Below are 25,775 nucleotides of genomic sequence, written 5' to 3'. Positions count from 1 at the left end.
GATATGGGGCTACTTGCCTGCGCGAGAGGCATTGTGATTCAACAGAAGGCGCTCGACGTGTCGAACCGCCTTGCTGACAACTTCCGCTGGTCAACGGGGCGCCGTAACGCATTCCGCCATTCTTACTGGATGGGGCTGATGACCGTGCATGGCTTCACGTATGACGACGCGGTCACGCTCGGTGTCGCGCACGAGAAGGACACCGACACGCAGGGGGAGCTTCCCGGATCGGCCGACTCGAACGCTGATTTGCACAACAATTCCGTTGGCGCCCGCATCGGCGTGGATGTTCGACCGTGGTACGTGGCCGCGACCGGTGTCGGTGCCACCGCCAAGCACGAGAAGGAGCTAGAGGATAGGCTGATGCTGATGGTTGGCGGAGGTGTTCCCGGCCGTGGCCCCGCGGCACCTGAGAAGGGCCCTGCCTCCTACATCTCGGTGTGCACCCGCGATGGCTGGCTTATCATGATCGAACCGGGGAAGTGAGACGTGCGACGCACTGGGCGGCGACGGCGAAAGGTGTCCGTCCGGAGCTGGTCGGGCTTGGTGGCTGTTCCGCTGGCCTTGCTGCTCGTGGCGCTGGCAGGTGGATGCCAATGGTCTTCGCTCTCGGTCGTACATGTCACGATCTCGGACCCGGTCTGGTCGAACGACGGCTGGGTGTATTACCTGCGGGAGGAGGCTTCCGACGGCAGGCAGCTGTGGCGGCAGCGGCCGGCGCAGCGATCCGGGGAGCTTGTTTTGGACCAGGCTGCCGCCAAATCCGTCTGCCTCGACGGTGCGTTCAGTTTTCTCCATCGGTCGCCCGCTGGTGGGCTGAGAGTGGCGGTGGAGTGCGACTCCGGCACTCGTACCGAGTTGGTTGCCTACTCCGACGGGAGGCACCAGCTTGAGCCGCATGCATCGGTTTCGTTCCTTGGAGATGTTGCCCTCGTAGAGGGTGAGGCGACCGGCTATGCGGAGGTGCCACGCGAGTGTGGCATGGCTATCCAATCTCTCGTCGACGGCAAGCTGGGGGACCTTGACGCACTCATCACGGTGGATGGAAAGTCGCTCAATATTGGCGGCGGGGGCGATGACTGTAGCTCAGTCGTCTGGGTGCAGTCGCCGGCGGTTGCTCGCGGAAAATTGTTCTTCTTGGTCGCGTCGAACTCGTTCGGCAAACTGCCGGTGACGACATCGGATGTGTTGGAGGGGTTCACCTGGCAGCTCGTGCAGTGGGATCCAAAAAGTGGGTCAACGCAGTTTGTCGCCGAAATCCCTGGCATCGCCGACCTTGCAGCGAGCGGTCAAGAAATTATTGTGGCGGTCCATTCTCGGGGCAAGGGAAATGGGGTGTGGTCCATCGACGCCGCCAGTGGCAAGATGTTGCAAGTCGTGGATGGCGAAGAGGCCTATCATCCCAATTTCTCACCCGATGGCAAGGATTTCGTCTACGTCGAGGACCTTGGCCGCCTGAGGTTTGGGTCGCTTCCTGTCAATAAGTAATGCTCACGACCAGCCGCCACCCGCACCCGTCGGCGAAACTCGTCATCGATCGCGTCCCCCGTCCCGCTCTTCCGCCACGTCGTGAACCAGCGATGCGCCGCATCCGGCGGCGCCAGATCGCGAGGCATCATCCGCCACGGACAGCCCGACTGCAGCACACAGAAGACCGAATCCAGGATCAACCGATCGCCGTACTTGCGGAGCTGGCTGCCTTTACGCAGGTCTCGTACCGGCATCAAGGGTGCGAAGATCGTCCGCATCGCATCGGTCAAGCTCGACGGATAGCATGAACGGGCGTCATCCCCGCCGCAGTTGAAGTTGCGCACACAACGCGATCATGGCGGGGATGATCCATTTGTCGAGCACCCGCCATCGACATGTCTCGCCGTAACGCAACGCCCATACCGTTTACCCGACAGTCTCTCAGTCATGAACCTCTATTCCCCAGAGGGTGGTGTGACCTTCTATCCCTTTGCGGTTGGCTGATCTGGGCCCATACCCCGATGGGGTGATGTCGCGTTAGCACGCTCGTGAGTGGAAGTGCAGCGTTTCCGAATGATCTGACCGATGAGCAGTGGGCGGTGGTCGGGCCGTTCCTGCAGGCATGGAAGGACCGGCGTCCGTCGGTGTCGGGGCATCAGGGCCGTAACGAGCTACGGGAGATCGTTAACGCGTTGCTCTCAGGTTCTGTCAATCCCCTGGAACCGTGGAGGACTCGGTTATGCGGCCTGGTTCTCCAGGACGTATGTAGTTGATCGTTCGTAGTCGATCGGTGAGCGTCCGTTGCAGACGGAATGGCGGCGTCGGCGGTTGTAGAAGTCGGTGATCCAGGTGGCGATCTTCAGCCGGGCCTCGGTACGGGTGCGGAACTGGTGACGGTGGACGTACTCGACCTTGATGGTGGAGAAGGTAGCCTCGGCCACGGCGTTGTCGAAACACGACCCGACCCGGCCCATCGACTGGCGTACCTTCCAGCGGGCGCACGCCCGGGCGAAGTCGGCCGAGCAGTATTCGGCTGCCCCTGTCGCTGTGAAAGATCACCCCTGCGACGTCACCGCCGCGGGTGACCGCGGCCATTTTCAACGCGGCGACGACCAGGCCGGCGTCGTGGCGTTCGCCCATGGCGTAGCCGAGGATCCGTCGGGAGTGCAGGTCGATGACGGTGGCGAGGTAGAGCTTGCCCTCCTGCGTGGCGATCTCCGTCATGTCGCCGCACCAGGCCACGTCCGGCGCGGGCGCGGTGAACTGACGCTTGACCAGGTCCGTGGCGGCCGGCCGTTTGCCCTACTGGGTGCCCGTTCTGGTTCGGCGGCTGAGCTTCTGGTCGGTCATTGCGGGGTTGGTTGGTCGTGCCGGAGCAGGACAGCGTAGCCGGCGGCAAGGACGATCGCGACCGTTAGACCGGCACCGCATGCCTGGGTGACGGCTAGGAATACCATTCGCTGGGGGGGGCCACGTCCTCGACGGCGGCCAGGGCGGCACCGCCGGTGGCGGCGAGCCCGATGACCAGCCAGGCGGCCACCACGAGTACCCGATTGGCGGTCGGCCGTTGCTCAGGTACCGGCGACTGCCTGCGCCACCATCGGAGCAGCCAGACCACGACCACGACGGCGCCGACGATGGTGCTCACGCGCTGTATCCAGCGATAGCCCGGCGTGCCGAGGTGCGATTCAGCCAGCCAGCCGATGTGAGCAGCACCCCACATCCCGTCGTGCGTGAACGAATCCCACAGCACGTGCGTCAGCGCACCGATCACCAGGGAACCGACCAGCATCGCCGCGTAGCCAACCGACCATCGACGCTGAGACCCGGGCGAAGGTAGGCGTTCGCGCAGTCGAGCCGGCGAGATGGCGGTCAGGAAGCGGGCCAGCAGCCCATGCCAGAGGATCAACGCCCCAAGACCCAGCACCACGTCGACGCTGAGGACGCCGACGAGTGAGTGGGTCAGGGTCGCCTTCACCGGCAGCGGAAGATAGTAGGGGACATCAGGAGCCATGCTCCCAATCGCCAGGGCCGATGGCACCAGCCATGCTGACCGTGTCAACGGCAGCACAGCCGCGACGTGACTCCCCGTGAACGGCACCTCCGGCCCGCCTCCCTCGGTAGAATCCTAGAGACACCCAGCCGTAATCCACCAACCTCTGCCGCTGGAAGGGTTCAAGCGCCACCAACGGGAGTCGAAGCAGAAGCAAAGCGTCACCGGTGAGCTGATCGAGGCCGGCATCGGCGACCTGCCACTCAACGAGCAGTGGCTCCTCGAACTGGCCGAAGACGACAACTGGGAGACCTCCGCAGTCGCCAGCGCTCTCTCCAGGCGGGAGTGCCGTTATTTCCAGTCCCCCAACTGGCGCTGCCCGGCCTGGACCTGGTGCCGCTCGACGGCCTGCACAACTGACCATGTAAGGAATCGGCTTCACCGACGAGATCAGCGACGCCGACATCGACGCCATCGTCGCCGAAGCCCGGCATCGCTGCGCCGGCCTACCACCTTTGGATCTGTCATTCGGCCCGGTAGACCCCGACGCCGAAGGAATCGGCCTGCTCGTCCGCCCCTGGGACCGCGTCGAACACCTCCGCGCCACCATCCGGGACGCCATCGGCGCGGTGTGGCCCACTGTCCCCGAGCCCGCGCAAAGGTTCCGGCCGCACGTCACGATTGCCTACAGCGGCTCACCAGCACCAATCGAACCGATACGTGCCCGGCTGGCCGAACTCCGTCACCGGCCCCCGGTGCAGGTGACAATCAGACAGGTGCCGTTGATCGCGCTCCGACGGGAGAACCACACCTACCGATGGACGACAGTCGCGACGGTGCCCTCGGCCGAGTGACATCGGCTTGTCTTGACGGCCCACAGACCGTCCTGCCTCAGCCAGCTGCTGCCGTACTCCGCAGCAACGAGTCGTACGTGTCCGTTATGCGCGTCACCGTCACTCCGAGCGACCGGACCAGGCCGTCTAGACGTTCCTGCGCGGCCCGGCCGGACTCCTCGGTGCCGATCAACGCCTCTACCTCTACGAACGTGCCCAGCCCTTCGACGGCGTCCAGACATAGCGACACCTCACCCCACCGGCCGGTGCGGCGCCTCTTGACGATCTGTACCGTCGGTGTGAAGCCCATTGTCACCAGCGCGCCGTGCATCTGCTCCCGGTCGGCTACCACGGTCTCGTGTTCCAGGCAGGCCATCTCGTTGTCCACCGGCCGCTTGACGGTGAACAGGTGCCGGCCGTCCTGGGTGCGCAGCCGCGCGAACGGCACCCCGATCTTGCTCATGCCGTACCGCCACGCCGAAGGCGCGTATGCCTGATCGTCCTGACGTACCGCGTCGGACAACACAACTCCGTGAGCTGTCAGAGCCGCCAGCAGCGCCGTCTCGTCGCTCACGCGATATTTAACCTCGACTTCATGCACTGCTTCCGGGACAGCGGTCAGGCCGCAGCAGCCTAGTCGCCGCCAACCCGCCGGTTGGCAGGCGCGCCGCCCGAGCCGAGTCGGCCGGCTCCGGCGGGGTGGCGGGGCTCCCGGTCCCTACAGGATCCGGCTACTGTGACAACACCCCGTACCCGCGCCTGTAGGAAGCCAGCCCTATGTCCAGCGCGCCGCAAGAGGTCCGCGAAGCCCGCCTCGCGCTTGGGCGCAAGCTGGCAGGGTTGCGTAAGGCCGCCGGCTACACCCAGAACAGCCTGGCACCGTTGACCCTGTACGGACGCAGCACCGTCGCCAACGTCGAGCTGGGCCGACAAAGCGTGGGCCGGGACTTCTGGGTCCGCTGCGACCAGATACTCGACACCGGTGGTGCGCTCGCCGCCGACTACGACCGGATGCAGGCCCGCGCCCGACAGCTGGATCGCTTGTCCGCCCTTCGTGGTCTGCCGTGGCCCTCTGGTCCGGACCACGCCGACGGTGAAGACGTCGACGGGCGATCGCCTCTTCGGGGCCGCAGGCCGGACGCTTCGCGGCCGGAAGGTGGTCTGCTCGCGGCAGCGCATACGCTCGGCCCAGCGGGGCTTGCTCTCGATGACCTCGACCGGTTCCATGCCGTGGGACGCGATGCCCCCCGCTACCTGGATGCCGACTTGGTCCGATACCTCGACAACGGACTGGACCGATGCGCCACCGACGACGGGGTCCACGGTCCACGGCACGCGCTACCGGGAGTGCTGGGCATTGTGGCCCTGGTCCAGCACTGCGCACGCGATGCGAAGCCGCAGGTGAGGCAGCCGCTGCTCGCCCTCGGTGCCCGGGCGGCCGAGTTCGCCGGCTGGCTGTACCGAGACTGCGGTCAGCCGTCCCCAGCGGACTACTGGCGCGACCGGGCAGCGGAGTGGGCCATGGAGGCCGCCGACTTCGCGATGCCGGGCTACGTGCTGATCAAGAAGAGCCAGTCAGCATGGGACGACCGTGACGCGCCCAGGATGCTCGGACTGGCTCGGGCGGCGCGAGAAGGGCCATGGCGACTCCCGGCGCGCGTCATGGCGGAGGCCGTGCAGCAGCAGGCTCGCGGTCTGGCGATGCTCGGCACCGGTCAGCGGCAAGTCGACGACATGCTGAAGGAGGCCCGCGACTTCCTCGACCTCGCCGCCGAGGACCGAACATCGTTGGCGGCTCACTACGACACCGTTCTATTCAAGGTGCAGACGGCGATCTGTTATGGGGAATCCGGACGCCCGGAGCAAGCCGTCGAAATCTACGGGTCGACGTTGACGCCTACCGTGTTCTCCGCCCGCGATCTCGCCTACTTCTCCACGCTGAAGGCTCAAACCCTGGTGGCCGTACATCGTCTCGACGATGCGGCGCTTGCCGCTACCGCGGCGATCGGCGCGGCCGCGGCTGCGGGATCGGCCCGTACTCTCCGAGAGCTGTTCCGCCTGCGCCGTCGCCTTCAACCGTGGCGCGCCCGCCCAGCCGTACACGGTTTTCTGCGGTTGATGGATGCGGTGTAGTCAGGACAACCACTCGGTGATTGACTGGATCGCTGCGGCCTGCCAAGCCTGGGTTTGCGGTTCCAGGTACTGGGGATCGTCGTGCGCCGCGATCCCGTGCTGCGCTCCTTCGATCTCGATCAACTCGGCCGGGCCCGCCAGTTTCTCGATGAGGTCGCGGGAACTCTGCACGGGGATGAACGTGTCACCGGTGCCGTGCAGCACCAGCGTCGGAACCTTGATCTGATCGACCGCTTGATCGGGTCGCAGGTAGAACACCTCGTTCAAGAGCGGACGACCGAGCTTGAACGTCGGCGAGTGCGGCAGGAAACCCTGTTGCAACAGCTGGCGTCCAGCATCGTCGTCGATCCGGTCGTCGGTCCAGTACGGCTTGTCGTCAATGAAACGCTTCTTGTAGTTGATCAAGGGGTTGATCAGAACCAGCTTCGCCAGCGACTCCGGATACCGCGCGGCGTAGAAGCCGCAGATGCCACCGCCGAAGCTGGCACCGAGCAGATGCACCGGCGTCGAGCCGGCGAGGGTCCTGGCATGTGCCAGCGCGGCGCGGATGTCGTTGAGCACGCCGGAGATGGTCAGATCCTCCTGACGCCCTTCGCTCTCACCGTGGCCCCGCAAGTCGAACCGCAAGGACGCGATACCGCCCGCGGCCAGTCCGTCCGCCAAGCGGGCGAAGAAACCGCCCTCTTCCCGGGTGACACCGCCGCCATGTACGAGCACTGCGACCGAAGTCGATGGCGTCGCTGGCGCTACATATGTCCCCGCCAGCCGGAGCCCGTCGAGGCTTCGGAAGGCTACGGGCTGCGCGGGCGCTGTCGAAGATGACTCACCGAGCACGTCGTGTCCTCCGTCTGGCAAACGGCCTCGTCCGAGAGAGTACCGGCGTCCGGCTGGAGTATTAGGACGTCTCTTGTGCTGGTAGTGGGCGTCTGTGCTGATCAGTGGCGGGCAGGTCAGCAAAGGGGGTCCATCGGGTGTGGTCGTCGCCGGTAGTGATTGTGTGGAGGCGTAGGGCGAATTCGTCGGCGATGCCGGGGCTGCTGTTAAGGAGTGGTACGGCTGCGGTGATCATTTTGAGTTCGCGTGCTTCGCGGAGCAGTGGCCAGTGCGGGTCGGTGGTGATGTCGTAGCCGTAGGCGGTGGCGAGGCGTTGGTGTTGTCCGGCGCGGTGGAAGCGGGCTTCGCCGACGGGGACGGCGACGAGGTCGACTTGCCAGGGGCCGAGGCTGGTGGCGTCGAAGTCGCATAGCACGGTGTTGCCGGTGGCGTCGCGTAGGAGGTTGCTGGGGTGGGCGTCGCCGTGGATGAGCCCTGGGCTGATGTTGTCGCGGAGGGAATTGATACGCGGGGTGAGTCTGTCGCACCAGGCCAGCAGGAAGTCCCGGTGGTAGGCAGTGAGTCCTTCGGCGTCGGTAATGCGGTGCCGGGCGTCGCCGATCGGGTCCCACAGCGGCAGGTCGATCGGTGGACGGGGCAGGCGGTGAAACTGCCGCAGGACGGGGCCGAGGTCATCGACGGTCGGTGGGGGTGGTTTTGGGGGTAGGTAAGTCCACACGGTGGCGGCGAGCCCGTCGACGATGAGGGGCTGATCGACGCCGGGGACAAGACGAATGGTCGGTGCGTTGGTGTCGGCGAACCAGGCGCCGAGGGCCGCGACCTTGGTCGCGCGGTCGAGGAGCCGTCGGGTGCGGCTGATGCGGACAACGATGCCTGCGGTGGGCAGAGCGAAGACGGCGTTGTTGGCGAGGTGCAGCAGGCGGGCGTCGTCTGAGGTCACACGCAGGTGGTCGGCGATGCGGTGCAGGGCGGCGGTCATGGCCTCGGCGGTGAACCGTCCGAAGGTGGGGTCAGTCATGCGGTCACGCCGGTCACGTTGTTCCTGCGCTCCTGGACGGCCGAATCTGAGTGCCCTGCATGACCGGCGTGTGGACAACGCTGGGTTGTTTCAGTACCTGTGTGAGGGACAATTCGGTGTTGGTCGCGATACTCGCCGTGGCATCGAGTGGTAGCAGTAGTTCGCTCGACGAGTATGCGGCTAATTCGGTGCACAGCGCGTTTAGGTATCGGACGTAGGGCGACGACAGTTCTTCACGCTTCGACAGCCGGGTGAGGATGACGTCTAGTCCGTTTGGTCGCTTCGGTGGCCGAAGCTCTATGGACATGAATGCTTCGACAGTTGAGAGGTGGCGTACGTGCTGTTCGAGTCGCGTACGGTGCTGGTCGGTGGTTGGATCGGGTAGTTGGGGGTTGTCTGGCGCGGGGATTCCGGTCTTGTGGTGGGCCAGGGCGGAGCAGATCACCGTCTTGGGGCCACGGTCGACGAGTATGACGTCGTGAGCGCGGCGGGTTCCGGCTGTCGTGATCAGCGATTCGATTCGGCGTGTCTTGGCTTCGAGTAGCGCCTGGGCGATCTGAATGCCTGGTGTTGTCCGTACCCAGGGAGCGAAGTGCTCTGGTGCGGACAGGTCGTTCAGGTAGGTCCACAGCGGCGGCTGGTGGGTGTTGCCGCTTGGCGTTGGTAGGCGAAGTCGCGTAGATGGCCGATATCGGCGGCCAGGTTGGCGGTGTGGGGCACTTCCGGCAGGGACGCTGCACGGGTGCCGGCCACGATCGGGACGTCGATGTGGGTTCGGCGCAGGACGGCGTGCAGCTTCATGGTGTGCAGCCGTTCGAGTCCATTGGCACCGTCTCTGTCTGGGTGTGAGAGGTGAAGTGAGATGCGTATGCCGGCTTGGTGGCTGAGTTCGTCGGCGAGTTGGCGCAGGGCGATGGCGGGCGGGGATGCGGGTTCGAGTCCCCAAGCGATGAGGTCGAGGTCGCTCCAGCCTTCGATGAAGTCTCCGCGTGCGGCGGAGCCGCAGAGGGCGACACCGGCATCGGGGTTCTTGGCTAGCAGGGCGTTGGCAGGTTGGCTGAAGTTCCATACCGTTTGGCTGAGGGTGTCGCTGTAGTCGAGCGGGCCGCTGCGGCGCCAGGCGATGATCTCGTCGGCCCGTCGGACGTACTCATGGAAGCTGGCATGGCTCGCGGCGGTCAGCGCGTCGGGCAGGTCGTGCCATTGGGCGGCGACGAACCCTTCGGTCTGCCGTGCGGTGGCGTTCGTGTCGGTGGTGGCGAAGAGGAACCAGTCGACGGTCTTCTGTGCTGGCGTGCCGTCGCGGTCGGTGAAGTGGTACGCCTCCTGTCCGAGGTAGGCGACGTAGCGCATGTCGTGCAGTGCGGCCTCTTCCGATACTTCTCGGGCGGCGGCGATCAGCGGTGACTCTCCCGGTTCGATGCGCCCTTTCGGGGCGACTACCTGGCGCTCGCCGGTGGTACGGATCTGTTCCAACAGCAGCATCCGCGGATGTTGGAGGTCTGCGCAGACGACGATCGCGCCGGCGGAGGCGTACAGCCGTGTCATGAGGGTTCCGTTCTCGTGATGGAAGGGCAGGTCGCGGCGTAGACGTCGTCCAGCGTCGCCGTGAAGTGGGCGAGGTCGTGGCGATTGTCGATCCAATGGTCGGCGATCTGCCGCCAGCGGGACAGTTGCTCGTTCACGCGCTTCCGAGCGTCTTTGGCCTTGATGAGAGCGCGGGCCGCAGTGTGGTCGATGTTGATGGCCGCCGCCAGGCGCTTCACGCGCAGTGGCTCGGCTGCGGTGATGAAGACGATGGCGGCGGGACCGGGCCAGGATGCCTTCGTCGCGTGGGCGAGTTCAGCGTCGATGAAGCTCTCCACCACGGCCACGTCGGCCGCCTCGGTGCGGGCACGATCGTGAAGGGCCGACAGGAACTCGCCCGTGCCGAAGCCTTCACGAGTCGTGACTCCCTCGTGCCGTACTTCCGCGCCCGAGGCCAACGCCAGGAGGATCGTACGGATCTTGATCCGTTGTGCGCCGCGCTGCGCCAGGTGGTTGCCGGCGGTGGACTTGCCGCTCTCGCTGGTGCCGGCCAGCAGAATCAATCCAGGCGGTGCGGTCTGGGCTGTCACAGCGACTCCACCACGTGCGTGACGGCATCGACGCTGGCGGCGAGATCGGCCGGCGATCCGATGCCGACCCGGAAGGCCGGTACCCGGGACAACCTGTCGAGCACAGTACGAGGCGGCGCGCACAGTTGCGTTCTGCGGCTCAGTAGCGGGTGCCCGGAGGCGTACCGGACCTGGCTCGGGTTGCTCAAGATGCTGACATGATCGAGGCTGGGATCGATCAGTTTGGCGAGATGGTCGGTGACCGCGCTGGTCAGCAGGACGCCAGTCTGGGCGGGGTCGATTTGTTCCAGCTTTCCGGCGGGGATCCCGCTGTCCGGCACGATGATGAGCGTCAGGCTCGCCGCGGTCTTGGCTGTACTGACGGGTGCCAGCTCGTCTGGGAAGAGGAGACGGCGGTCGGGGTGTTCAGGTGCCAGGTACGGAGCCATGTCACCGCGTACGTGCCAAGGCAACCGTGGTGCCGGGGTGACGACGCTCTCCTCGCGGTCACAGGTGACGAAGGTGAACTCATCGACGAGCAGAGCGCAGCCGGCCTTTGCCAAGCCCAACGCCAGTGACGTCTTGCCCTGCCCGAGCCCACCGTCGAGGACCGCGACAGCCCCACAGTCACCGGTGGCGGTCACAGCGCTGCCGTGCAGCAGCACGCATCGGTCGGCGGTGCTCAGCAGGGCCAGGCACCGCGCCCCGGCCTGCAGGATCGCAATCTCCAGGGCCGTTGGGGATACCGTCGTCATGCTGGGGACAACGAGCGACATGCTGCCCGTCTGCTCATCGACCACCAGTTCCGCCTGCTCCCCCTCGACGATGCGCATCTGATACCGAACGGGCGTCGGTACGCCATCGATGCTGATCCGGTCGATGAATCGCTGCAGGTGCGGTTGACGTACCGCTGTTGCGTCGAGGTGAAGACGCTGGTCACCGAACTCCAAGACCTTCACGGCATGTCCTCGGAGGGTTTGCTCAGCAGCAGCCAGGTCGAGTAACCGCGGTGACGGTTACGAACCGGCGACAGGTGCCCGGCAATGAGTCCCGCCTCGTCGGTCACCTTCATGTGCCTGGCGAGCCCGACGTCGCTTACCAGGTGGCGTAGCTCCTTCACAGTGGTGAGGTGTGCGTAGCCGGGTGCCGCACCGGACGCTTTGTTGGCCAGGTAGATGATGTCGCGCGGTGGCAGCGGCAACGAGCCGCGTCGCCCTTGGCCGAGCCACTTCAGGTGTCGTGCTGCCGCGTCCAGCCGGTTGGCCCACCGCAGCAGCCCGAACCGTCCCGGGAAGTACCAGTTGAACACCTCGATGACGACCTTCCCGCCAGGTGCGCACACTCGCCAGAACTCGCGGAGAGCCGCCTGCCGCTCGGCGACGGTCGGCAGAGCGTTGAACGAGAACCGTAGGCACCACACCTGGTCGAAGTTGCCGTCCGGGAACGGGAGACCCGCCATGCTGGCCTCGACGTACGTCGCCAACGGGGTTAATGCGCGTGCCGCGTCCAGGGCCGCACCGTTGATGTCGACACCTGTGATACTGCCGCCCAGAGTGGTGACGGCGCGCGTTACCCTGCCCGCTCCGCAGCCGACATCCAGAATGCGGCTTCGGTGTCCATACCGGGAGAACAGCCTCTCTTCGCATGCACGGAGCAAGGCCGTGCCGTAGAAGGTCGTCTCGCCTGCGTAGTGGACCGTGTTGAGCGCTCGGATCATGTCGCCGTAGCCGACCTCGTCATAGCGCGAATCGAGATCGTCGCCCGTTGGCCCGAGCTTGCTGCCGGCTGCGAGCCCGCCAGGGAAAGGGGCAACTCCCGCCACAGGCGAGTCTTCTGCCGCAAGGTTCGAGCGAGTCCGGTCCACGTGGGGAACGGCTTTGCGGAGTGGTGTAGTCATCCGGGACCTCCTACAGCTAGCGGTAGATGATGGCGAGGCCACCGACTGCCGCATCGACGACAGCGGTGCTCACCTGTACCGATCGGGTGGTACTCGCGGACGATGGCGGCTAGGAATGCCGTCAGGGCACCGGGTTCCTGGCCGGCGTGATGGCCACGAACTACAGCGCCAGACCGGGCTCCGCACCGACCACATGAGATGGGCGGGTGACAGGTTGAACGCTGCCCGGCTCGACTCCAGAACCGTTGGTCGTGCGGCCTCCCATTTGTTGATCAGCCTGGACCGCGAAGAAACCCGCAGCACGTCGATTCCCGGCGAACCTTGTCTGGCTGGTACTCATGCCGCTCCGTGCCTGCCTGTCGTCATTAACTCCGGCGCTGATCGGAATTCCTCAACCTGGCTGCTATGGATGTATGGCGAACCACCAGCATGATGCGTCGACTGCGGTAGACCAATCCCTGCATGTGTTCCATAGGCGTCCATAGGACTCCACGCATGGTGGGGAGTTGCAGTGGAAGGATCGCTACGCGGGTGACGGCTCCGCGCGTTGAGCTGCGAGAAGGCAGCCTGCGACGATCGCGGCCAAGCCGACAACGGCAGTGGCTGTGAGTTGCTCGCTGAGAAACACCACGCCGAACAGGACGGCGAAGGCGGGCGATAGGTAGAACGCTAGTGCTGCGCGGGCTGGACCGGTGCGGGCGATCAAGGTGTAGAAGAGCACGAGGGTCATACCGGTACAGACGACGCCGAGGAAAATCACAGCCGCCACTACGTCAGAGCCGGGGAGACGATCAGGCAGCGTTAGAGTGGCCGGTGTGATCATCGCGGCGCTCGTGACAAGCATTGCCGAGGTGGCAACGCCGAGCGGCGGAGCGGCGGCATGGCGTCGGTGGATCATGATGGCGCCGGCGGCGTAGCACAGCGCGGCGACCAGAACGAGTACGCCACCGAGGAGAGCCAGAGGGCCACCGCGGAGGTCAATGCCGAAGAGCAGAGTAAGTCCGACGAATCCGATGGCGAGGCCGACGGCACCCTTCCAGCCCTGGGGACGTTCGTCGGGGGCGTACCGGTAGGCCAGCATCGCGACGAACAACGGCTGCGCGCCGACCAGAATGCCGGCGATACCAGCGGGGACGTACTGCTGTCCGTAGGTCAGCAGCAGCAGCGGGATGGTCGACTGCACCAAGACGGTTTCGATGATCGCCCGTGGCCGCCGCCAAAGATCAGGTAGTGCGTTGCTCCGGATGGCGAGTGGTACTAGAAGAAGACAGGCGAGCAGGACACGTCCGAGAACAACGACCGTGGGTGACAGGCCACGCAGCGCCACCTCGATCAACGGGTAGACCGCACCCCACAAGGCGGCGAGGATGATGAGCTCGACCCAGCCCCTTCGGTTCACCTGTGACTCGCGCGGTATGCCCTCAACACGCCTTCAGTTAAGCAGCACCTGACGGTAAAGGCTCTGCACGCAGTCGATGTTGGTCCACGGCATGAGATCGATCAGCAGCTCACGGAGGCGCTTGCGGTTGCGCTCTGAGCCGGTGCGTCGGGCAAGGGTGTCGGCCTGGCTCGCCGCGTCGCATGCTTGCTCGACCTGGCCCATTTGAACGTACGCGACGGCGAGATCGATCAGGGTTCCGGAGCGCTCCCGGACGAACGCGGGCGGCAGGAGCGTAAGAGCCTCGTACAACGCCCGAGTGGCCTCCCGAGGTTGGCGCAGACGGGCCAGGCACCGGCCCTTCAGCCGGGCAGCGTGACAGTCGGCGTTGTAGAAGCCCAACCACACCGGGGATGCGTTCGCATCGACACCATCGAAGACCCTCTCGGCCTGGGCCAGCGCTACAAGGCCGAGCTGTGGTTGACCAAGGAGCCCATGTGCTTCCCCAGTCGCCTCGTGTAGCCACGATCTAACAGCCGCAGGGCTGCCGTGGCCAGCCACGCTCTGGGCCGTGTCGAGCACACTGAGTGCGGCCTTGCCGTCACCGGCATGCAAATGGATATAGCTCATCACGCCAAGGCCGTAGGCGTGTAGCGCGCGGTCGTTGGTCTTTTCAGCAAGCGACACGGCCAGCCGACAGTAGCGCTCGGCCTGGTCGTACCTCTGCGCGTCGATGGCGAGCCAGCCAGCCAATTGGGCGGCGTCCCCAACAGCGCGCAGCAACCGGCTGTGAGTCCTGCTGGTGGTTGTTCGGTTGCTGACCTCAAGCATTCGGCGCAGGTGGGTGGCAATGTCTGCGCTAACCCGGCCGGAGCCCTCTCGATAATCGATAAGGCGATAGGTGTCCGTCAGCATCTCAAAGTTCTCGACGACCCGCTCGGTAACCCGACTCAGGCTCTTGCCTGCAGGCGGAAGCGCGTTAACTGTCGAAACTGAACCGAACCCGTTCACCTGCGTGCCTGATTCGCCTAGGCGCATGTCCGTGGCGTCCAAATGGCTGTAGTCCTCGCCGCCGAGTAGTTCGCCAGCAGAGCACCGGTAGAGAAACGCCAACCTGTTCAACGTGTCCAACGATGGTGTCCGGCCCGCCGGGCCCGGCCAGATCTCCCAGTAAGAGACCTGCTTCGCGGTCTTCGGGGCGTCAGCGTCGGGCCACTGCTCGTTCCAGCGCTGCGCCACGTCCGCCTGGGTCAACCCGTGAGCTAGACGGAATGCTACTCGTGGGTTGAAGCCGTATCGCTGCTGCCAGTGTGAGGCTATCTGCCGATAGGTCCAGCCGCTGGCGCGGAGTTCGTTGGCCTCTCGTTGGTAGCTGCGTGCGCTTCTGGCCATTCCCACCTCCACGGCGTGTCCTGCCCACATTGGCTAGCACTTTAGCGATCGCCGCTGCTTTTTCGGAAGCCGGTCAAGCCTGTACTCCACGTTTGCCGGGGAGGACTGAGTGAATTTGCATCCCGCCATCGGTGGTCGATCTTTTCGGTCCCGGATACGACCCTCGATTACGGCGCAGATCTTGTGCTGGCGGCACCGGGTGACTTGTGGGACGACGCCGCCTGGACCGCAGCACTACTGGGCAGGCCAGCGCCGTCATACCCGGATCAGACCTGGAAAGGACCGTTGTGCGTGTTGCTCGGAGGCTGGCGCTGTTGCTGGCCATCCCGCTGTCCGCGACTGTGCTTTTTGCCGCGTGGGGTGTGACGTCGACGGCGCGGCAGGCGGTGAGCGCTGATCGTCTCCAGGTGCTGGTGGCGGTGTCGTCCGCTGTCGGTGAGGTGCTGTACGAGCTTGATCGGGAGCGTCAGGTCGCGGTGTCGGTGGTCTCGGATGCCGGTGGCGGGTTGAACGCGGTGCTGGAGCAGAGCGCGGTGTCCGACCGTGCGATTGACGCCTACCGGCAACGCCGTGCGGAGCTCGACATGTCGCGGCCTGCGGTTGGGCGGCTGGTCGGTCCGTTGGATGAGCAGTTGCTGCTGCTGCCGGCGTTGCGGGAGCAGGTCAAGGCACGGTCGACGTCGTTGACGGCGGTACTGGTGCGGTACCGGGCGGTGATCGCGTGTGGCTTGGCGGTGCGGGAGGCCGTGGGTCAGGTGGGCGGCGCGGACGGTGTGCTCGCCGACCATTTGCGGGTGGCGGCGGCGTTGTCGCAGGCATCGGAGTACGCGGGTGTCCAGCAGGCGGCGGTGGCGGTGGGTAGTGGCCGGGTGGTGTCGCAGGCGGTGCAACGGGACCTGGCGGCGACGCGGGCCGGGTTCGACGAGGCGCTGCTGGTGGTGTCGCAGCGTTCGCCGACGCGGTGGCGGGCATGGCTGGATCAGGCCTTGACCGGCGAGCAGGTGCTCACCGCGCAGCGTATCGATGACGGGATCGCGCGGACGCAGGTCGGTCAGCGGCTGCGGGTCGCGCCTGGCCGCTGGTCGGCCGCCAGCGGTGAGCGCCGGGACCGGTTGCACCAGGTGCAGTCTCGTATCGATGACGACATCCTGGCCGAGGTCGGGCGGCAGCGGACGCGGCAGTGGACGGCCAGCGGCGTGCTGTCCGGGGTGGCGGCGGTGCTGCTCGCGGTGGCGGCGGTGTTCGCGTGGTGGCAGGGCCGGGTGTTGGCGCGGCGGCTGCGTGGAGTGCGTGACGCCGTCACCGGGATGGCCCGGGATGAGCTGCCCGCACTGGTGCGCCGGGTGGAGTCGGCTGATCCCACCGATCCGGGCTCGGTACCGGTGCCACCGCGAGCTCTGGCGCCGGCGACGGTCCGCGACGAGGTGGACGAGGTCACTGCCGCTTTCGACAGCCTCGCGGGAACCACGTACCGGATCTCGACGGACCTTGCCCGGCATCGCCAGGTGGCGGTCGGCGCGGTGGAAGCGGTCGGGCGGCGGTGTCAGGCGATCACCAACCGGCTGCTGGGTGAGCTGGACCGCGCGGAGCGCGACGAGAAGGACTCCGCGACGCTGGAGACCCTGTTCGCGGTGGACAACCTGGCGGCGCAGCTGCTGCACGGCACGCAGAGCCTGCTGGTCCTGTCGGGCCGGACACTCGGGATGGCGTACGAGGAGCCGGCCGAGTTGGTGACGGTGGTGCAGGCGGCGCAGAGCCGGATCCAGGACTACCGGCGGATCGTCTTCGGGCTGGTCGACGACCGTGTGCTCGTGCCGCCGGCCTTGATCGACGATCTGGTTCATCTGTTGGCGTCACTGCTGGACAACGCCGCCCGCTACAGCCCCGACGACGTGTTCGTCTCCGGCCACCTGATGGGTAACAGGGCGATCCTGCAGGTCACCGACACGGGCAACGGCATCGCGCCGGACCTTCTCGACCAGCTCAACCGGGAGTTGGCGGCACCGTCACCGACGATCGGGGTGGAGCACATCCGCCGGCAGGGCATAGCCACGGTGGCGCTGCTGGCCGCCGCGCACGGGTTGCGGGTGCGGCTGCTTCCCGCGTCACCGCACGGCACGGTCGCCGAGGTCGAGATCCCCGCCGACAAGCTTCTCGTCCGGATCCCTGAACGCGTGGCGCTGCCGACCGGACCGATCGCCGGCAGACGCCCCCCAGGCGGCACCCCCGCCTCCCACATCGCTTTGCCCGCCACCGTCGCACCTCATCCCGGTGGACCTTCCCGCCGGCACGACCGGCCGGCGCCCGTGGACGCACCGACCCAGGCCCTGCCGCAGATCCCTGCGCAGCGGCCCGGCCCGGGCGGGCAGGAACCACCCATCTACCGGCAGGCCGGTGAACGGCATAGCCCATCCGCGTGGTTCGAGGAAGGCGGCACCGTGCACGTGTCCGCCGAGACCGTGCCGTTCGAGGGCGGTGCGACCACCTCGAACGGGCTACCCAAGCGGCAGCCGACCACCGCGTTCACGCCCGCCGTCCGGCCTGCTCCTGTCGCGGCGCGCTGCCGTCCGACGGCGGGCCTGGCGCAGACCGCAGATGCCTACCAGCGCGGCCTCGGCCGCCGTTCCCACCAGCCGAGAGAAGAACAACGATGAGCGACAACAACTTGAGTTTCCTGCTGAACAACAACGTGCGCGTGGTCGCCGGGGTCAGTCACGCCGTCGCGGTGTCGGTTGACGGGCTGCTGCTGGCCTGGACCGAGGGGCTCAACCGGGATGCCGCCGAACGCCTCGCCGCGGTCGCGGCCGGGCTGAACAGCCTGCTCAACGGCGCCGCCCGCGACTTCGACGCGGGCGCGGTGCGGGGCAACATCACCGACACCGACCGGGGCTACCTGATCCTGACCAGCCTGAGCCGGGGGGGCGTCGCTGCTCGTCCTGGCTCGCCGGGATGCGGACCTCGCGTTCGTCACCGGGGAACTGGAGCGCTTCGCCGAGCAGGTGGGTGACTCCTACCTGAACCCGTCGTTCGCTGCCGCGGCGGCCGGCGCACGATGACCATGCCCGCCAGGCCGGTCCGTCCGTCCACGAACCCGCCTCCAGGGTTGAAGATCGTGCTGACCGGGCCACTCGGGGTGGGTAAGACCACCCTGGTCGGGGCGGTGTCGGACATCGTGCCCCTGACCACCGAGGCCCGCATGTCGGCCGGTGGCGACGATGTGTCGCACCGTCCGGGCAAGGTGACCACGACGGTGGCGATGGACTTCGGTCGCCTCGCGATCAACGACGTCACGGTGTACGTGTTCGGCACGCCGGGGCAGGCACGGTTCTGGTTCATGTGGGACGCGATCGTGCGTGGTGCCGTCGGCGCGGTCGTGCTGGTCGACACCCGCCGGCTCGCGGACTCGTTCCGGCACCTGAACTACATCGAGAACCGGCGGCTGCCGTTCGTGGTGGCGGTCAACCAGTTCCCCGACACGCACGTCTACTCGCCGGGCGAGATCCGTGACGCGCTCACGCTCGCCGGTGACGTGCCGATCGTCGAGGTCGACGCCCGGGACCGCGACAGCGTCCGCCACCTGCTCATCGCCCTGGTCGAGCACGTCATCGCCACCACACAGGCCCCGGCCGGCGTCGCCTCCTGACCACCTAGCCCGCTTCACCTCTCAACAAATCGAAGGAGCACTTCATGCAACGTGCCCGTGCACGGCTGCGACACGCATTGGCCGCCGTCACCGCCACCAGCCTGCTCGCCACCGGTGTGGCGTGCGGCAGCGGCGCCGGCGACTCCGACCGGGTGCGGATCGGACTGCTGGTGTCGCTGTCGGGCATCTACACCAGCGTCGGGGAGGACATGCGGCGCGGCTTCCAGCTGTACCTCGACACCCACGACGGTCGGCTCGGCGGCCGTGACATCGACCTGGTCGTCGCCGACGGGTGACGGCCCCGCCACGGCCGTCCCCGCCGCCCAGAAACTCCTGGAACGCGACCGGGTGGTGGCGTTGACCGGGCTGGTCGGCGGCGCCACCGTCGACAAGGTCCAAACCCTCACCCACGAACGACGCATCCCCCTGCTCGGCGCGAACGCCCGCCCCGAATTCGCCCCCGTCGCCGACAAACCCCGCGACCTGTCCTACACCTGGCACACCTCCTACAACTCCGACGAGCCGGGTATCGCGATCGCCGCGCACATCAAGACGCAGGTCGGTGACGGCACGGTGTACGCGATCGGCCCGGACTACCAGGGCGGCTGGGACGAGCTACGAGGCTTCACCGACACGTTCACCACCCTCGGTGGGAAACTCGCCAACCCGGACGGGAAGACCGTGTTCACACCGTTCCCGGCCACGGAGAACTTCCTGCCGTACCTGAACAAGGCCGCCGAAACCCGACCGGCCGCCGTGTACACCTTCTACGCCGGTGGTCCGGCTGTCGCGTTCGTCAAGCAGTACCGGCAGTCCGCCCTCAAGGACGTACCGCTGTACGCGGCCGGATTCCTCACCGAAGGATCCGTGCTCGACGCCCAGGGCACAGCCGCCACCGGCATCCGCAACGTCCTCAACTACTCACCGACCCTGCCGCACGCGGCGAACCAGCAGTTCGTCGCCGCCTGGTCCGCCGCCGGCTACCCCGGACAACCGACCACGTTCGCGATGGCCTCCTACGACGCCGCCGCCGTCCTCGACCGCGCCCTGGCCGCCGTCGACGGCCCCGTCACCGGCGAAACACTCAACACCGCGATCGGGCAGGTGGGGCGGATCGACAGCCCACGCGGGGACTGGCAGTTCCACCCCACCGAGCACCGCCCGGTGCAGCGCTGGTACCTGCGCGAGGTCAAACCCGACGGACCGGTCCTGTCCAACGTGCTGCTGCAGGACCTCACCACCCTGCCCACCACCTGAGCCACCAGGGTTCACGAAGGGAGGTGCCGTGCACGTGGACACGCTCGCGGTCACCGTCGTTGACGGGGTCGCCTACGGGCTGCTCCTGGCCATCGCCGCTGCCGGGCTGACCGTGGCCTTCGGTGCCGGCGGAGTACTGAACCTCGCGCACGGCGTCCTCATCGCCGCCGGCGGCTACATCGCCGCGACCACCACCGCAGGCACATGGGCCAGCCTCGTCGCCGCCACCGTCCTCGCCACCGTCGCAGGCGCGGCCGGCGGGGGAGCCCTCGCCGCCGCCACCGCCGCACTGCGCGGACGCGGGCACCTGGATCAGGCGCTGCTGACCTTCGGCATCGCGCTGATCGGCGGGAACCTGCTGACCACGATCTTCGGCTCGGACGTGCTGCGGCCCCGCATGCCCGCCGCGCTGGAAGGCACCGTCATGGTGGCGGGGTACCGGTATCCGGTCGACCGGCTCGCCGTGCTCGCCGTCGCCGTGCTGGTGGCCGCCGTCGGCTATGTGGTGCTGCACCGCAGCCGCGCGGGTCGGCTGATCCGGGCCACGGTCGACGACCGGGCGATGGTCGCCGGGATCGGTGTCAACCCCCGTACCGTGGACGCCGCCGTCCTGGTGACGTCCGGAGCCTTGGCCGGGCTGGCCGGTGCCCTTGCCACCCCGATCCTCGGCGTCGGTCCCGGTACCGCCGACACGACGCTGCTACTGTCGCTGATCATCGTGGTCTGCGGTGGCCTCGGTTCGGTGCCCGGCGCTGTCACCGCCGCGATCGGGGTCGGGGTGGTGCAGACCGTCGGCGTGGTCACCGTCCCGACGGCAGCACCGTATCTGCTCATCGCCGCGATGACCGTGACCCTCGTGGCCCGCCGCCCCACTGTCCCGAACGGGGCGGCCTCATGAGCGCGTTCACCCAGGCGTTCGCCGCCGACCGGACGCCACCGCTGCTGAAGCGGGGTGCCACGGCCGCATTCGCCGCCGGGGCGGTTACGGCGGTGGCGATGTCACCGGCCTCATACCTGCACACCACCGTCGCCCGGATGCTGCCCCTCGCGCTACTGGCGGTCAGCGTCGCGGTGGTCACCGGGCACGCCGGCCTGCCCACCCTGGGCCAGGTCGCCCCCTACGCCGTCGGCGCCTACCTCACCGCCCGCCTCGCCCTGACCGGCATCGACCTCGCCGCCGTGCACCTGCTTACGGCAGCCATCGGTGGTGCGGTCGTCGCGGGCCTGATCGGGACGGTCCTGGTCCGGTACCGGGGCACGGTCTTCCTCATGTTGAGCCTCGCGGTCGCCGAGGTGACCGCGATCACCGCCGGGCAGTGGCGGGCGGTCAGCGGCGGCACCGACGGCCTCGCCGGTATCCCCGCACCCCGCCTCCTGCCCGGCCTACCACCGCTGCACGGCGACCGCACGGTCCTGCTCTACGCCGCGACGATCGCGGTGGCGGCCACCTTCGTGGCCGTGTGGCTGCTGCGCGGAGACCGGCGGATGTTGCTCACCGCCGCCCGGACCAACGAGGACCGGGCCCGCGCCAGCGGCCATCTCGTCTACGCCAACCTGTGGATGGTCCACACCGCCGCCGGAGGACTGGCCGGAATCGCCGGCGCCCTGCTGATCCACACCCACCGGTGGATCACCCCCGCCGATGTCGGCTTCGGCGTCGCCGCCCTGGCCCTGCTCGCCGTCGTCATCGGCGGCGCCCGATCCCTCATCGGCGCGGCCGTCGGGGCGGTGATCGTGCTCATCGTCCGCGACATCGTCGCCGTCGAGGTCCCCGGCCACGCGCCGCTGCTGCTCGGCACCCTGTTCGTGATCGGCGTGTACCTGCTGCCCGGCGGCCTGACCGCCCTACCCACCCGCCTCCGCCGCCAGCTGTCCGCAGGCCCGCACAGCGCGCCGCCCGCACCCGCCAACGCGAGCGTCAGGAGGACGTCATGAGAATCGTCCACCCCGTCGAACCGGACCAGCCACCCTCGCCGCGCAGCGGCCGCGATCCCGATCACGCCCACGGCAACGGACTGGTCGCCTCCGGTCTGCGCCACGCCTACGGGCCGCTCACGGTGCTGGACCTCGACACGTTCACCATCGCCCCCGGCGACCGGCACGCCGTCATCGGACCCAACGGCGCCGGCAAGTCCACTCTCCTGGGCGTGCTCGCCGGCACCATCCGAGCCCAGACCGGCCAGCTCACCTACAACGGCCACACCGTCACCCGACACGGCGCCGAATGGCGGGCACGTGCCGGCATCGGCCGCACCTTCCAACACCCCACCCTCTGGCCGGACCTCACCTGCCTCGACTGCGTGCGGATCGGCGGCTGGCACCATCGCCGCAACCCCGACCGCACCCCCATGGAGACGCTGCACCTGGTCGGTCTGGCCGACCACGCCCACCAACACGCCGGTTCTCTGTCGCACGGGCACCGGCGGATGCTCGACCTGGCCGTCGCGATCGCCGGCCAACCCCGGATCCTGCTGCTCGACGAACCCGCAGCCGGACTCACCGACACCGAAACCGGCCGCCTGATCGACGTCATCCACCGGATGCCCAGCTGGATCGCCGTGGTCCTCGTCGAACACCACATGGACGTCGTCGCCGCGGTCGCCGACTGGATCACCGTGCTGCACCACGGCCGCCGGCACACCGCCGGCCCCGCCGACACCGTGCGCGCCGACCCGCGCGTCGCCGCTCTCTACCTCGGCACCAATGGGGGTGGCCATGCTGCACATCCGTGACCTGACCGTCGCCTACCCCCACGGCGCCCCCGTACTCCACAACCTCACCCTCGACCTGCGCCACCCCGGCGTGCACGCACTGGTAGGCCCCAACGGAGCCGGCAAAACCACCCTGCTGCACACCCTCGCCGGCCACCTGCACCCCCGCGCCGGCACCATCCATCTCGACGGCGAAGACGTGACCGGCTGGCACCCCACCACCGCCGCCCGCGCCGCAGTAGCACTCGCACCCCAGGGCCGCCGGCTGTGGCCCTCACTGACCGTCGCCGAGCACTTCGCCGCCACACAGCCCACCGCAGGACGCGACGAAGCCTGGACCGTCGAGGAACTCCTGACGATGTTCCCGCCACTGGCCGCCCGCATGGGACACCGCGCCCACCAGCTCTCCGGCGGCGAACAACAGATGCTCACCATCGCCCGCGCCCTGCGCACCGCACCCCGACTGCTGCTGGCCGACGAACCCACCGAAGGCCTCGCCCCTACCGTCGCCGACCAGATCACCACCGTCCTGCAGGGCCTGCCCGCACGAGGCGTGACCGTCCTCGCCGCGCTTCCACACGCCAATGTGGCGGCGACGATCGCCGACACCATCCACGTCCTCGCCGCCGGGAAGCTCCTCGGCCACACCCACACCAGCACCGCGGCCAGCCACCTGCTGCGCCGACACCTCACCCTCACTGACCCCGGCGACGAGACCGCGGAGCCCCGCCAATGACCACCGACACCATCGCGGCGCGAAACGCGGCAATGCTGGTCGCCGTCCTGCTGCTGACCACCGCCGCCACCGTGGCCGCATCGCCTGTCCGGCCGGCACCCGCCACCGTCCCAGGGCCGTGCTCGATGCCGGTGTCACCGCACCTCGACATGGCCTCGTCCGCCGCCCCCAACGACCGGTCACCCGCCACCCGACTGGCCTACCCACAGCCGGCCCGCCCCACCCTGAGGGCTCTCGCCGACACCATCACCACCAGCCCGTGCGACACCATGCCAGGCCGCTACGACCTCATCCGCTACCGGCAATGGCGGGGCATCTCGTCTTCAGGGGAGCCGGGAACGGTGTGGGAAATCCTCCGATGGACTGCCGACGACCTCTCCGACGCGCAACTCGCCACCGAATACCCGCCCGGCCCCATGCCCGTGAGTAAGAACTGGTGGCACGCGGGCCACGTCCCTCCTCACATCCCGGCCGATCCCATCCTCAACCCGCAGCTGCCGTTCGTCGTACACGCTCTCCTGCGTCACGACGACGGCCGTTACTACACCCCCGCCGACGCCCTGCGGGCCGTCGCTGACCTCGCCTCCTGGCACACTCTGCGCCGCGCCGACCGGGCCACGGCCCTCACCACCCTGGCCCAATACAACGAACTCGTCGGCTACCGGCGGGTATCCCACCGCGCCGGCCGCGTCGGCGTCGGCATCACCGCCACCGACAACGAAGGACGGCGTGGCCTGCTCGTCGTGCATCCGATCACCGGCGACATCCTCGCCTACGAAACCGCCCGCCCCGACCCGGCCGGCGGCTGGCGGGCCATCAGCTACCGGCTCTTCCTCGGCCACAGCCGCGTCGACGCCCGCTGGTGGGAGCCACCCGGCCCACCACCGTCAGGCCCGCAACATCCACGGCGAACACGAAACGAACCGCATCTGCCCGCCACACCCTGCCTACCCATGCCCGAAGGAGATGCCCGGTGACCACCACGGCCTACCAGTTCCGCAACGCCCCAGCCCAGCTCGGCCCCCTGCAACAGGTCCTCGACCCCATCACCCGCCACGACCTCGCCAAGATCCCCATCCGACCCGGCTGGCGGGCCCTGGACGTCGGCGCAGGCGCGGGCTCGATCACCAGACACCTCGCCGACACCGTCGGCCCCACCGGCGCGGTCATCGCCGTCGACCTCGACACCGGCCTACTCGACCCCACCAACATCATCGACGTCTACCGCCGAGACCTCCGCCACGGGCTCGACCTGCCGATCACACCCGGCAGCCTGGACCTCATCCACGCCCGCTGCGTGCTGGAGCACCTCGACAACCGCACCGACCTGCTGAGGCAGATGACCGCGCTCCTACGACCAGGTGGGTGGCTGGCGGTCGGCGAGATCGTCTACAGCCCGACCGTGATCCACCGGGCACCCGCCGACGACGACCGTGACCTGATCCACCGGGTCATCCACGCCATCCTCGACATCCTCTCCGACGGCGGCACCGACCTGGACTGGGGCAACCACATCCACGCCCACCTGCTCGACGCGGGCATGACACACGTGCACAGCCACACCCGCGCCGACACCTGGACCGGCGGCGGCCCCGGATGCCTGCTGCTGGCCGACAACGCCCACCAACTGCACGACCGGCTCCTACCCGCCACCGACCTGGACGAGGCCGACCTGACCCGGTTCGGCGAGCTGATGACCGACCCCGGTGTGGCGCTGCGCGGCTACCAGTTCACCTCCACCCTCGCCCGCAAACCCGAATGACCCATGGGCGCCGAGCAACGGCCGAACCGCCCCCGGCGGTCACGGCAGCCGCGGAGCCGGATCCGGTGACGGCAAGATCCGCTGCGGCGCGAAGTGGTCAGACCGACCTGCGCACCGCTGCGACACCGCACGCCGCCAGGAAGGTGACCGCCATCAGTCCGATCCGTAGCCAGGGCACGTCCCGGGTCGGCCGTACGCCGATCGACACCGCCAACGCCAGCTGTGCCAGCAGAACCAGGCAGATGACCACGCTCAGCGCCCGGTAGGTGGTGCCGAACTCCGACCAGAACACCCAGGTGCCGCCGACGGCCGGGACCACCATCAGCAGGCTCAAGCCGATCAACGGGACGGCGAGCTTCCACCGTGTGCCGGCGTTCACCGCCGTTCCTCCCGGCCGTCGCCGGCAGCCCCGTCCGGAGGCATCGGTTCGACGGTCAGCGCCGCACCCGCGTCGCGGAGCAGCTGCGCCTGCCGCTCCCATTCGGCGCGCTGATCCGCCGGAATGGTTGCGCGTTCGGTCAGTGACGCGGTGAAGGCGTCACCGAGCGCCCGGCCGTGCCAGGAGTGGGTCGCCGCCGTGCGCAGGTCGGCCTCGCCGCGCAGGACGGTGCGGGCCAGGGAA

General features: G+C 67.9%; 27 protein-coding genes and 4 pseudogenes. 16 read left to right on the top strand and 15 right to left on the bottom strand.

Features of this window, described 5'->3' with window-relative positions:
• Both Vgi01_RS28680 and Vgi01_RS28675 read left to right on the top strand, forming a co-directional pair.
• Positions 1–486, top strand: a 486-nt coding sequence (locus Vgi01_RS28680) for a DUF6973 domain-containing protein (protein ID WP_204293134.1), incomplete at its 5' end; no start/stop codon positions are given.
• A gap of 60 nt (positions 487–546) precedes the next feature.
• Positions 547–1,488: a TolB-like translocation protein gene (locus Vgi01_RS28675; RefSeq protein WP_146017428.1), complete on the top strand. Its 942-nt coding sequence runs from the start codon at positions 547–549 to the stop codon at positions 1,486–1,488.
• On the opposite strand, the gene Vgi01_RS31540 is transcribed toward Vgi01_RS28675, so the two are convergent.
• Positions 1,434–1,748 carry a transposase gene (locus tag Vgi01_RS31540; protein ID WP_102656649.1) on the bottom strand — a complete coding sequence of 105 codons (315 nt, stop codon included), beginning with the start codon at positions 1,746–1,748 and terminating at the stop codon, positions 1,434–1,436. The genes Vgi01_RS28675 and Vgi01_RS31540 overlap by 55 nt on opposite strands.
• Before the next feature lie 270 nt (positions 1,749–2,018).
• Between Vgi01_RS31540 and Vgi01_RS31305 the strand changes: the two are divergent.
• Positions 2,019–2,165: pseudogene (locus Vgi01_RS31305) on the top strand (IS5 family transposase); the annotation flags it as partial.
• Between the two features lie 42 nt (positions 2,166–2,207).
• Here the strand turns inward: Vgi01_RS31305 and Vgi01_RS28665 are convergent.
• The 3 genes and pseudogenes from Vgi01_RS28665 to Vgi01_RS28655 form a co-directional block, all read right to left on the bottom strand.
• Positions 2,208–2,447 (bottom strand): annotated as a pseudogene (locus Vgi01_RS28665) (integrase core domain-containing protein); the annotation flags it as partial.
• A gap of 61 nt (positions 2,448–2,508) precedes the next feature.
• A pseudogene (locus Vgi01_RS31535) lies at positions 2,509–2,712 on the bottom strand (DDE-type integrase/transposase/recombinase); the annotation flags it as partial.
• Between the two features lie 202 nt (positions 2,713–2,914).
• A complete protein-coding gene (locus Vgi01_RS28655) occupies positions 2,915–3,571 on the bottom strand; it encodes a DUF4184 family protein (protein ID WP_204293133.1) in 657 nt (218 codons plus the stop codon).
• Positions 3,572–3,894: 323 nt separating this feature from the next.
• Here Vgi01_RS28655 and Vgi01_RS30955 point away from each other — a divergent pair, with 323 nt between their 5' ends.
• Positions 3,895–4,317, top strand: a complete 423-nt coding sequence (locus Vgi01_RS30955; RefSeq protein ID WP_343898619.1) for a 2'-5' RNA ligase family protein — start codon at positions 3,895–3,897, stop codon at positions 4,315–4,317.
• 37 nt (positions 4,318–4,354) lie between these two features.
• Here the strand turns inward: Vgi01_RS30955 and Vgi01_RS28645 are convergent, their stop codons facing one another.
• Positions 4,355–4,897, bottom strand: a complete 543-nt coding sequence (locus Vgi01_RS28645) for a class IV adenylate cyclase (RefSeq protein ID WP_102656754.1) — start codon at positions 4,895–4,897, stop codon at positions 4,355–4,357.
• 176 nt (positions 4,898–5,073) lie between these two features.
• On the opposite strand from Vgi01_RS28645, the gene Vgi01_RS28640 reads away from it, so the two are divergent.
• Entirely contained in the window at positions 5,074–6,429 is a 1,356-nt protein-coding gene (locus Vgi01_RS28640) for a helix-turn-helix domain-containing protein (RefSeq protein ID WP_204293132.1), read from the top strand.
• On the opposite strand, the gene Vgi01_RS28635 is transcribed toward Vgi01_RS28640, so the two are convergent.
• From Vgi01_RS28635 to Vgi01_RS28600, 8 genes are all read right to left on the bottom strand, one after another.
• Entirely contained in the window at positions 6,430–7,146 is a 717-nt protein-coding gene (locus Vgi01_RS28635) for an alpha/beta hydrolase (RefSeq protein ID WP_204293131.1), read from the bottom strand.
• Positions 7,147–7,324: 178 nt separating this feature from the next.
• Positions 7,325–8,281, bottom strand: a complete 957-nt coding sequence (locus Vgi01_RS28630; protein ID WP_204293130.1) for a phosphotransferase family protein — start codon at positions 8,279–8,281, stop codon at positions 7,325–7,327.
• A 615-nt stretch (positions 8,282–8,896) separates the two neighbouring features.
• The gene (locus tag Vgi01_RS28625) at positions 8,897–9,829 is read right to left on the bottom strand and encodes an NUDIX domain-containing protein (protein ID WP_204293129.1); all 933 of its coding nucleotides are present in this window, start codon (positions 9,827–9,829) and stop codon (positions 8,897–8,899) included.
• Entirely contained in the window at positions 9,826–10,398 is a 573-nt protein-coding gene (locus tag Vgi01_RS28620; RefSeq protein ID WP_239089215.1) for a P-loop NTPase family protein, read from the bottom strand. The genes Vgi01_RS28625 and Vgi01_RS28620 overlap by 4 nt, the downstream gene beginning before the upstream one ends.
• The gene (locus Vgi01_RS28615; protein WP_204293128.1) at positions 10,395–11,336 is read right to left on the bottom strand and encodes a hypothetical protein; all 942 of its coding nucleotides are present in this window, start codon (positions 11,334–11,336) and stop codon (positions 10,395–10,397) included. The genes Vgi01_RS28620 and Vgi01_RS28615 overlap by 4 nt, the downstream gene beginning before the upstream one ends.
• Positions 11,333–12,274: a class I SAM-dependent methyltransferase gene (locus Vgi01_RS28610; protein WP_239089214.1), complete on the bottom strand. Its 942-nt coding sequence runs from the start codon at positions 12,272–12,274 to the stop codon at positions 11,333–11,335. The genes Vgi01_RS28615 and Vgi01_RS28610 overlap by 4 nt, the downstream gene beginning before the upstream one ends.
• 523 nt (positions 12,275–12,797) lie before the next feature.
• The gene (locus Vgi01_RS28605) at positions 12,798–13,673 is read right to left on the bottom strand and encodes a DMT family transporter (protein ID WP_102656658.1); all 876 of its coding nucleotides are present in this window, start codon (positions 13,671–13,673) and stop codon (positions 12,798–12,800) included.
• Between the two features lie 33 nt (positions 13,674–13,706).
• Positions 13,707–15,044 (bottom strand): NsdA family TPR-like regulatory protein, encoded by a 1,338-nt coding sequence (locus Vgi01_RS28600; protein WP_204293127.1) that lies wholly within the window; start codon positions 15,042–15,044, stop codon positions 13,707–13,709.
• 386 nt (positions 15,045–15,430) lie between these two features.
• Between Vgi01_RS28600 and Vgi01_RS28595 the strand changes: the two genes are divergently transcribed.
• The 11 genes and pseudogenes from Vgi01_RS28595 (at position 15,431) to Vgi01_RS28550 (ending at position 25,153) form a co-directional block, all read left to right on the top strand.
• The gene (locus Vgi01_RS28595) at positions 15,431–17,698 is read left to right on the top strand and encodes a sensor histidine kinase (RefSeq protein WP_204293126.1); all 2,268 of its coding nucleotides are present in this window, start codon (positions 15,431–15,433) and stop codon (positions 17,696–17,698) included.
• Positions 17,695–18,051 carry a roadblock/LC7 domain-containing protein gene (locus Vgi01_RS28590; RefSeq protein ID WP_239089213.1) on the top strand — a complete coding sequence of 119 codons (357 nt, stop codon included), beginning with the start codon at positions 17,695–17,697 and terminating at the stop codon, positions 18,049–18,051. Before Vgi01_RS28595 ends, Vgi01_RS28590 begins: the two co-directional genes overlap by 4 nt.
• A 51-nt stretch (positions 18,052–18,102) precedes the next feature.
• Positions 18,103–18,687, top strand: coding sequence for a GTP-binding protein (locus Vgi01_RS28585; protein WP_373307062.1), 585 nt, complete (start codon positions 18,103–18,105; stop codon positions 18,685–18,687).
• Positions 18,688–18,731: 44 nt separating this feature from the next.
• The gene (locus Vgi01_RS31205; RefSeq protein WP_275412586.1) at positions 18,732–18,983 is read left to right on the top strand and encodes an ABC transporter substrate-binding protein; all 252 of its coding nucleotides are present in this window, start codon (positions 18,732–18,734) and stop codon (positions 18,981–18,983) included.
• On the top strand, positions 18,952–19,944 hold the full coding sequence (locus Vgi01_RS28580; protein WP_275412585.1) for an ABC transporter substrate-binding protein: 993 nt from the start codon (positions 18,952–18,954) through the stop codon (positions 19,942–19,944). The genes Vgi01_RS31205 and Vgi01_RS28580 overlap by 32 nt, the downstream gene beginning before the upstream one ends.
• A 28-nt stretch (positions 19,945–19,972) precedes the next feature.
• Positions 19,973–20,842, top strand: coding sequence for a branched-chain amino acid ABC transporter permease (locus Vgi01_RS28575; protein ID WP_204293124.1), 870 nt, complete (start codon positions 19,973–19,975; stop codon positions 20,840–20,842).
• The gene (locus Vgi01_RS28570; RefSeq protein ID WP_204293123.1) at positions 20,839–21,879 is read left to right on the top strand and encodes a branched-chain amino acid ABC transporter permease; all 1,041 of its coding nucleotides are present in this window, start codon (positions 20,839–20,841) and stop codon (positions 21,877–21,879) included. The genes Vgi01_RS28575 and Vgi01_RS28570 overlap by 4 nt, the downstream gene beginning before the upstream one ends.
• 125 nt (positions 21,880–22,004) lie before the next feature.
• Positions 22,005–22,676, top strand: a pseudogene (locus Vgi01_RS28565) (ABC transporter ATP-binding protein); the annotation flags it as partial.
• Complete coding sequence (locus Vgi01_RS28560; protein ID WP_204293121.1) at positions 22,660–23,391, top strand: ABC transporter ATP-binding protein; 732 nt, start codon at positions 22,660–22,662, stop codon at positions 23,389–23,391. The pseudogene Vgi01_RS28565 and the gene Vgi01_RS28560, both read left to right, overlap by 17 nt.
• Positions 23,388–24,368, top strand: a complete 981-nt coding sequence (locus Vgi01_RS28555) for a hypothetical protein (protein WP_204293120.1) — start codon at positions 23,388–23,390, stop codon at positions 24,366–24,368. Before Vgi01_RS28560 ends, Vgi01_RS28555 begins: the two co-directional genes overlap by 4 nt.
• Complete coding sequence (locus Vgi01_RS28550; protein WP_204293119.1) at positions 24,365–25,153, top strand: class I SAM-dependent methyltransferase; 789 nt, start codon at positions 24,365–24,367, stop codon at positions 25,151–25,153. The genes Vgi01_RS28555 and Vgi01_RS28550 overlap by 4 nt, the downstream gene beginning before the upstream one ends.
• Positions 25,154–25,250: 97 nt before the next feature.
• Here Vgi01_RS28550 and Vgi01_RS28545 read toward each other — a convergent pair whose 3' ends face one another.
• Together Vgi01_RS28545 and Vgi01_RS28540 are read right to left on the bottom strand one after the other, a co-directional pair.
• Positions 25,251–25,532 (bottom strand): hypothetical protein, encoded by a 282-nt coding sequence (locus Vgi01_RS28545; protein ID WP_204293118.1) that lies wholly within the window; start codon positions 25,530–25,532, stop codon positions 25,251–25,253.
• A partial coding sequence (locus Vgi01_RS28540; protein ID WP_204293117.1) for a hypothetical protein occupies positions 25,529–25,775 on the bottom strand: 247 nt, incomplete at its 5' end. The genes Vgi01_RS28545 and Vgi01_RS28540, both read right to left, overlap by 4 nt.

It is taken from the genome of Micromonospora gifhornensis, from assembly GCF_016863515.1.
Taxonomy (GTDB): domain Bacteria; phylum Actinomycetota; class Actinomycetes; order Mycobacteriales; family Micromonosporaceae; genus Micromonospora; species Micromonospora gifhornensis.
The sequence above is the reverse complement of the archived record's forward strand: the minus strand, read 5'-3'. Positions and strand labels throughout refer to the sequence as shown.

Coding starts and splice junctions, on each gene's coding strand:
- Vgi01_RS31540 (WP_102656649.1), bottom strand. CDS start 1,748: ATGCGGACGATCTTCGCACCCTTGATGCCGGTACGAGACCTGCGTAAA.
- Vgi01_RS28640 (WP_204293132.1), top strand. CDS start 5,074: ATGTCCAGCGCGCCGCAAGAGGTCCGCGAAGCCCGCCTCGCGCTTGGG.
- Vgi01_RS28630 (WP_204293130.1), bottom strand. CDS start 8,281: ATGACTGACCCCACCTTCGGACGGTTCACCGCCGAGGCCATGACCGCC.
- Vgi01_RS28625 (WP_204293129.1), bottom strand. CDS start 9,829: ATGACACGGCTGTACGCCTCCGCCGGCGCGATCGTCGTCTGCGCAGAC.
- Vgi01_RS28610 (WP_239089214.1), bottom strand. CDS start 12,274: ATGACTACACCACTCCGCAAAGCCGTTCCCCACGTGGACCGGACTCGC.
- Vgi01_RS28600 (WP_204293127.1), bottom strand. CDS start 15,044: ATGGCCAGAAGCGCACGCAGCTACCAACGAGAGGCCAACGAACTCCGC.
- Vgi01_RS28590 (WP_239089213.1), top strand. CDS start 17,695: ATGAGCGACAACAACTTGAGTTTCCTGCTGAACAACAACGTGCGCGTG.
- Vgi01_RS28585 (WP_373307062.1), top strand. CDS start 18,103: ATGCCCGCCAGGCCGGTCCGTCCGTCCACGAACCCGCCTCCAGGGTTG.
- Vgi01_RS31205 (WP_275412586.1), top strand. CDS start 18,732: ATGCAACGTGCCCGTGCACGGCTGCGACACGCATTGGCCGCCGTCACC.
- Vgi01_RS28570 (WP_204293123.1), top strand. CDS start 20,839: ATGAGCGCGTTCACCCAGGCGTTCGCCGCCGACCGGACGCCACCGCTG.
- Vgi01_RS28560 (WP_204293121.1), top strand. CDS start 22,660: ATGCTGCACATCCGTGACCTGACCGTCGCCTACCCCCACGGCGCCCCC.
- Vgi01_RS28555 (WP_204293120.1), top strand. CDS start 23,388: ATGACCACCGACACCATCGCGGCGCGAAACGCGGCAATGCTGGTCGCC.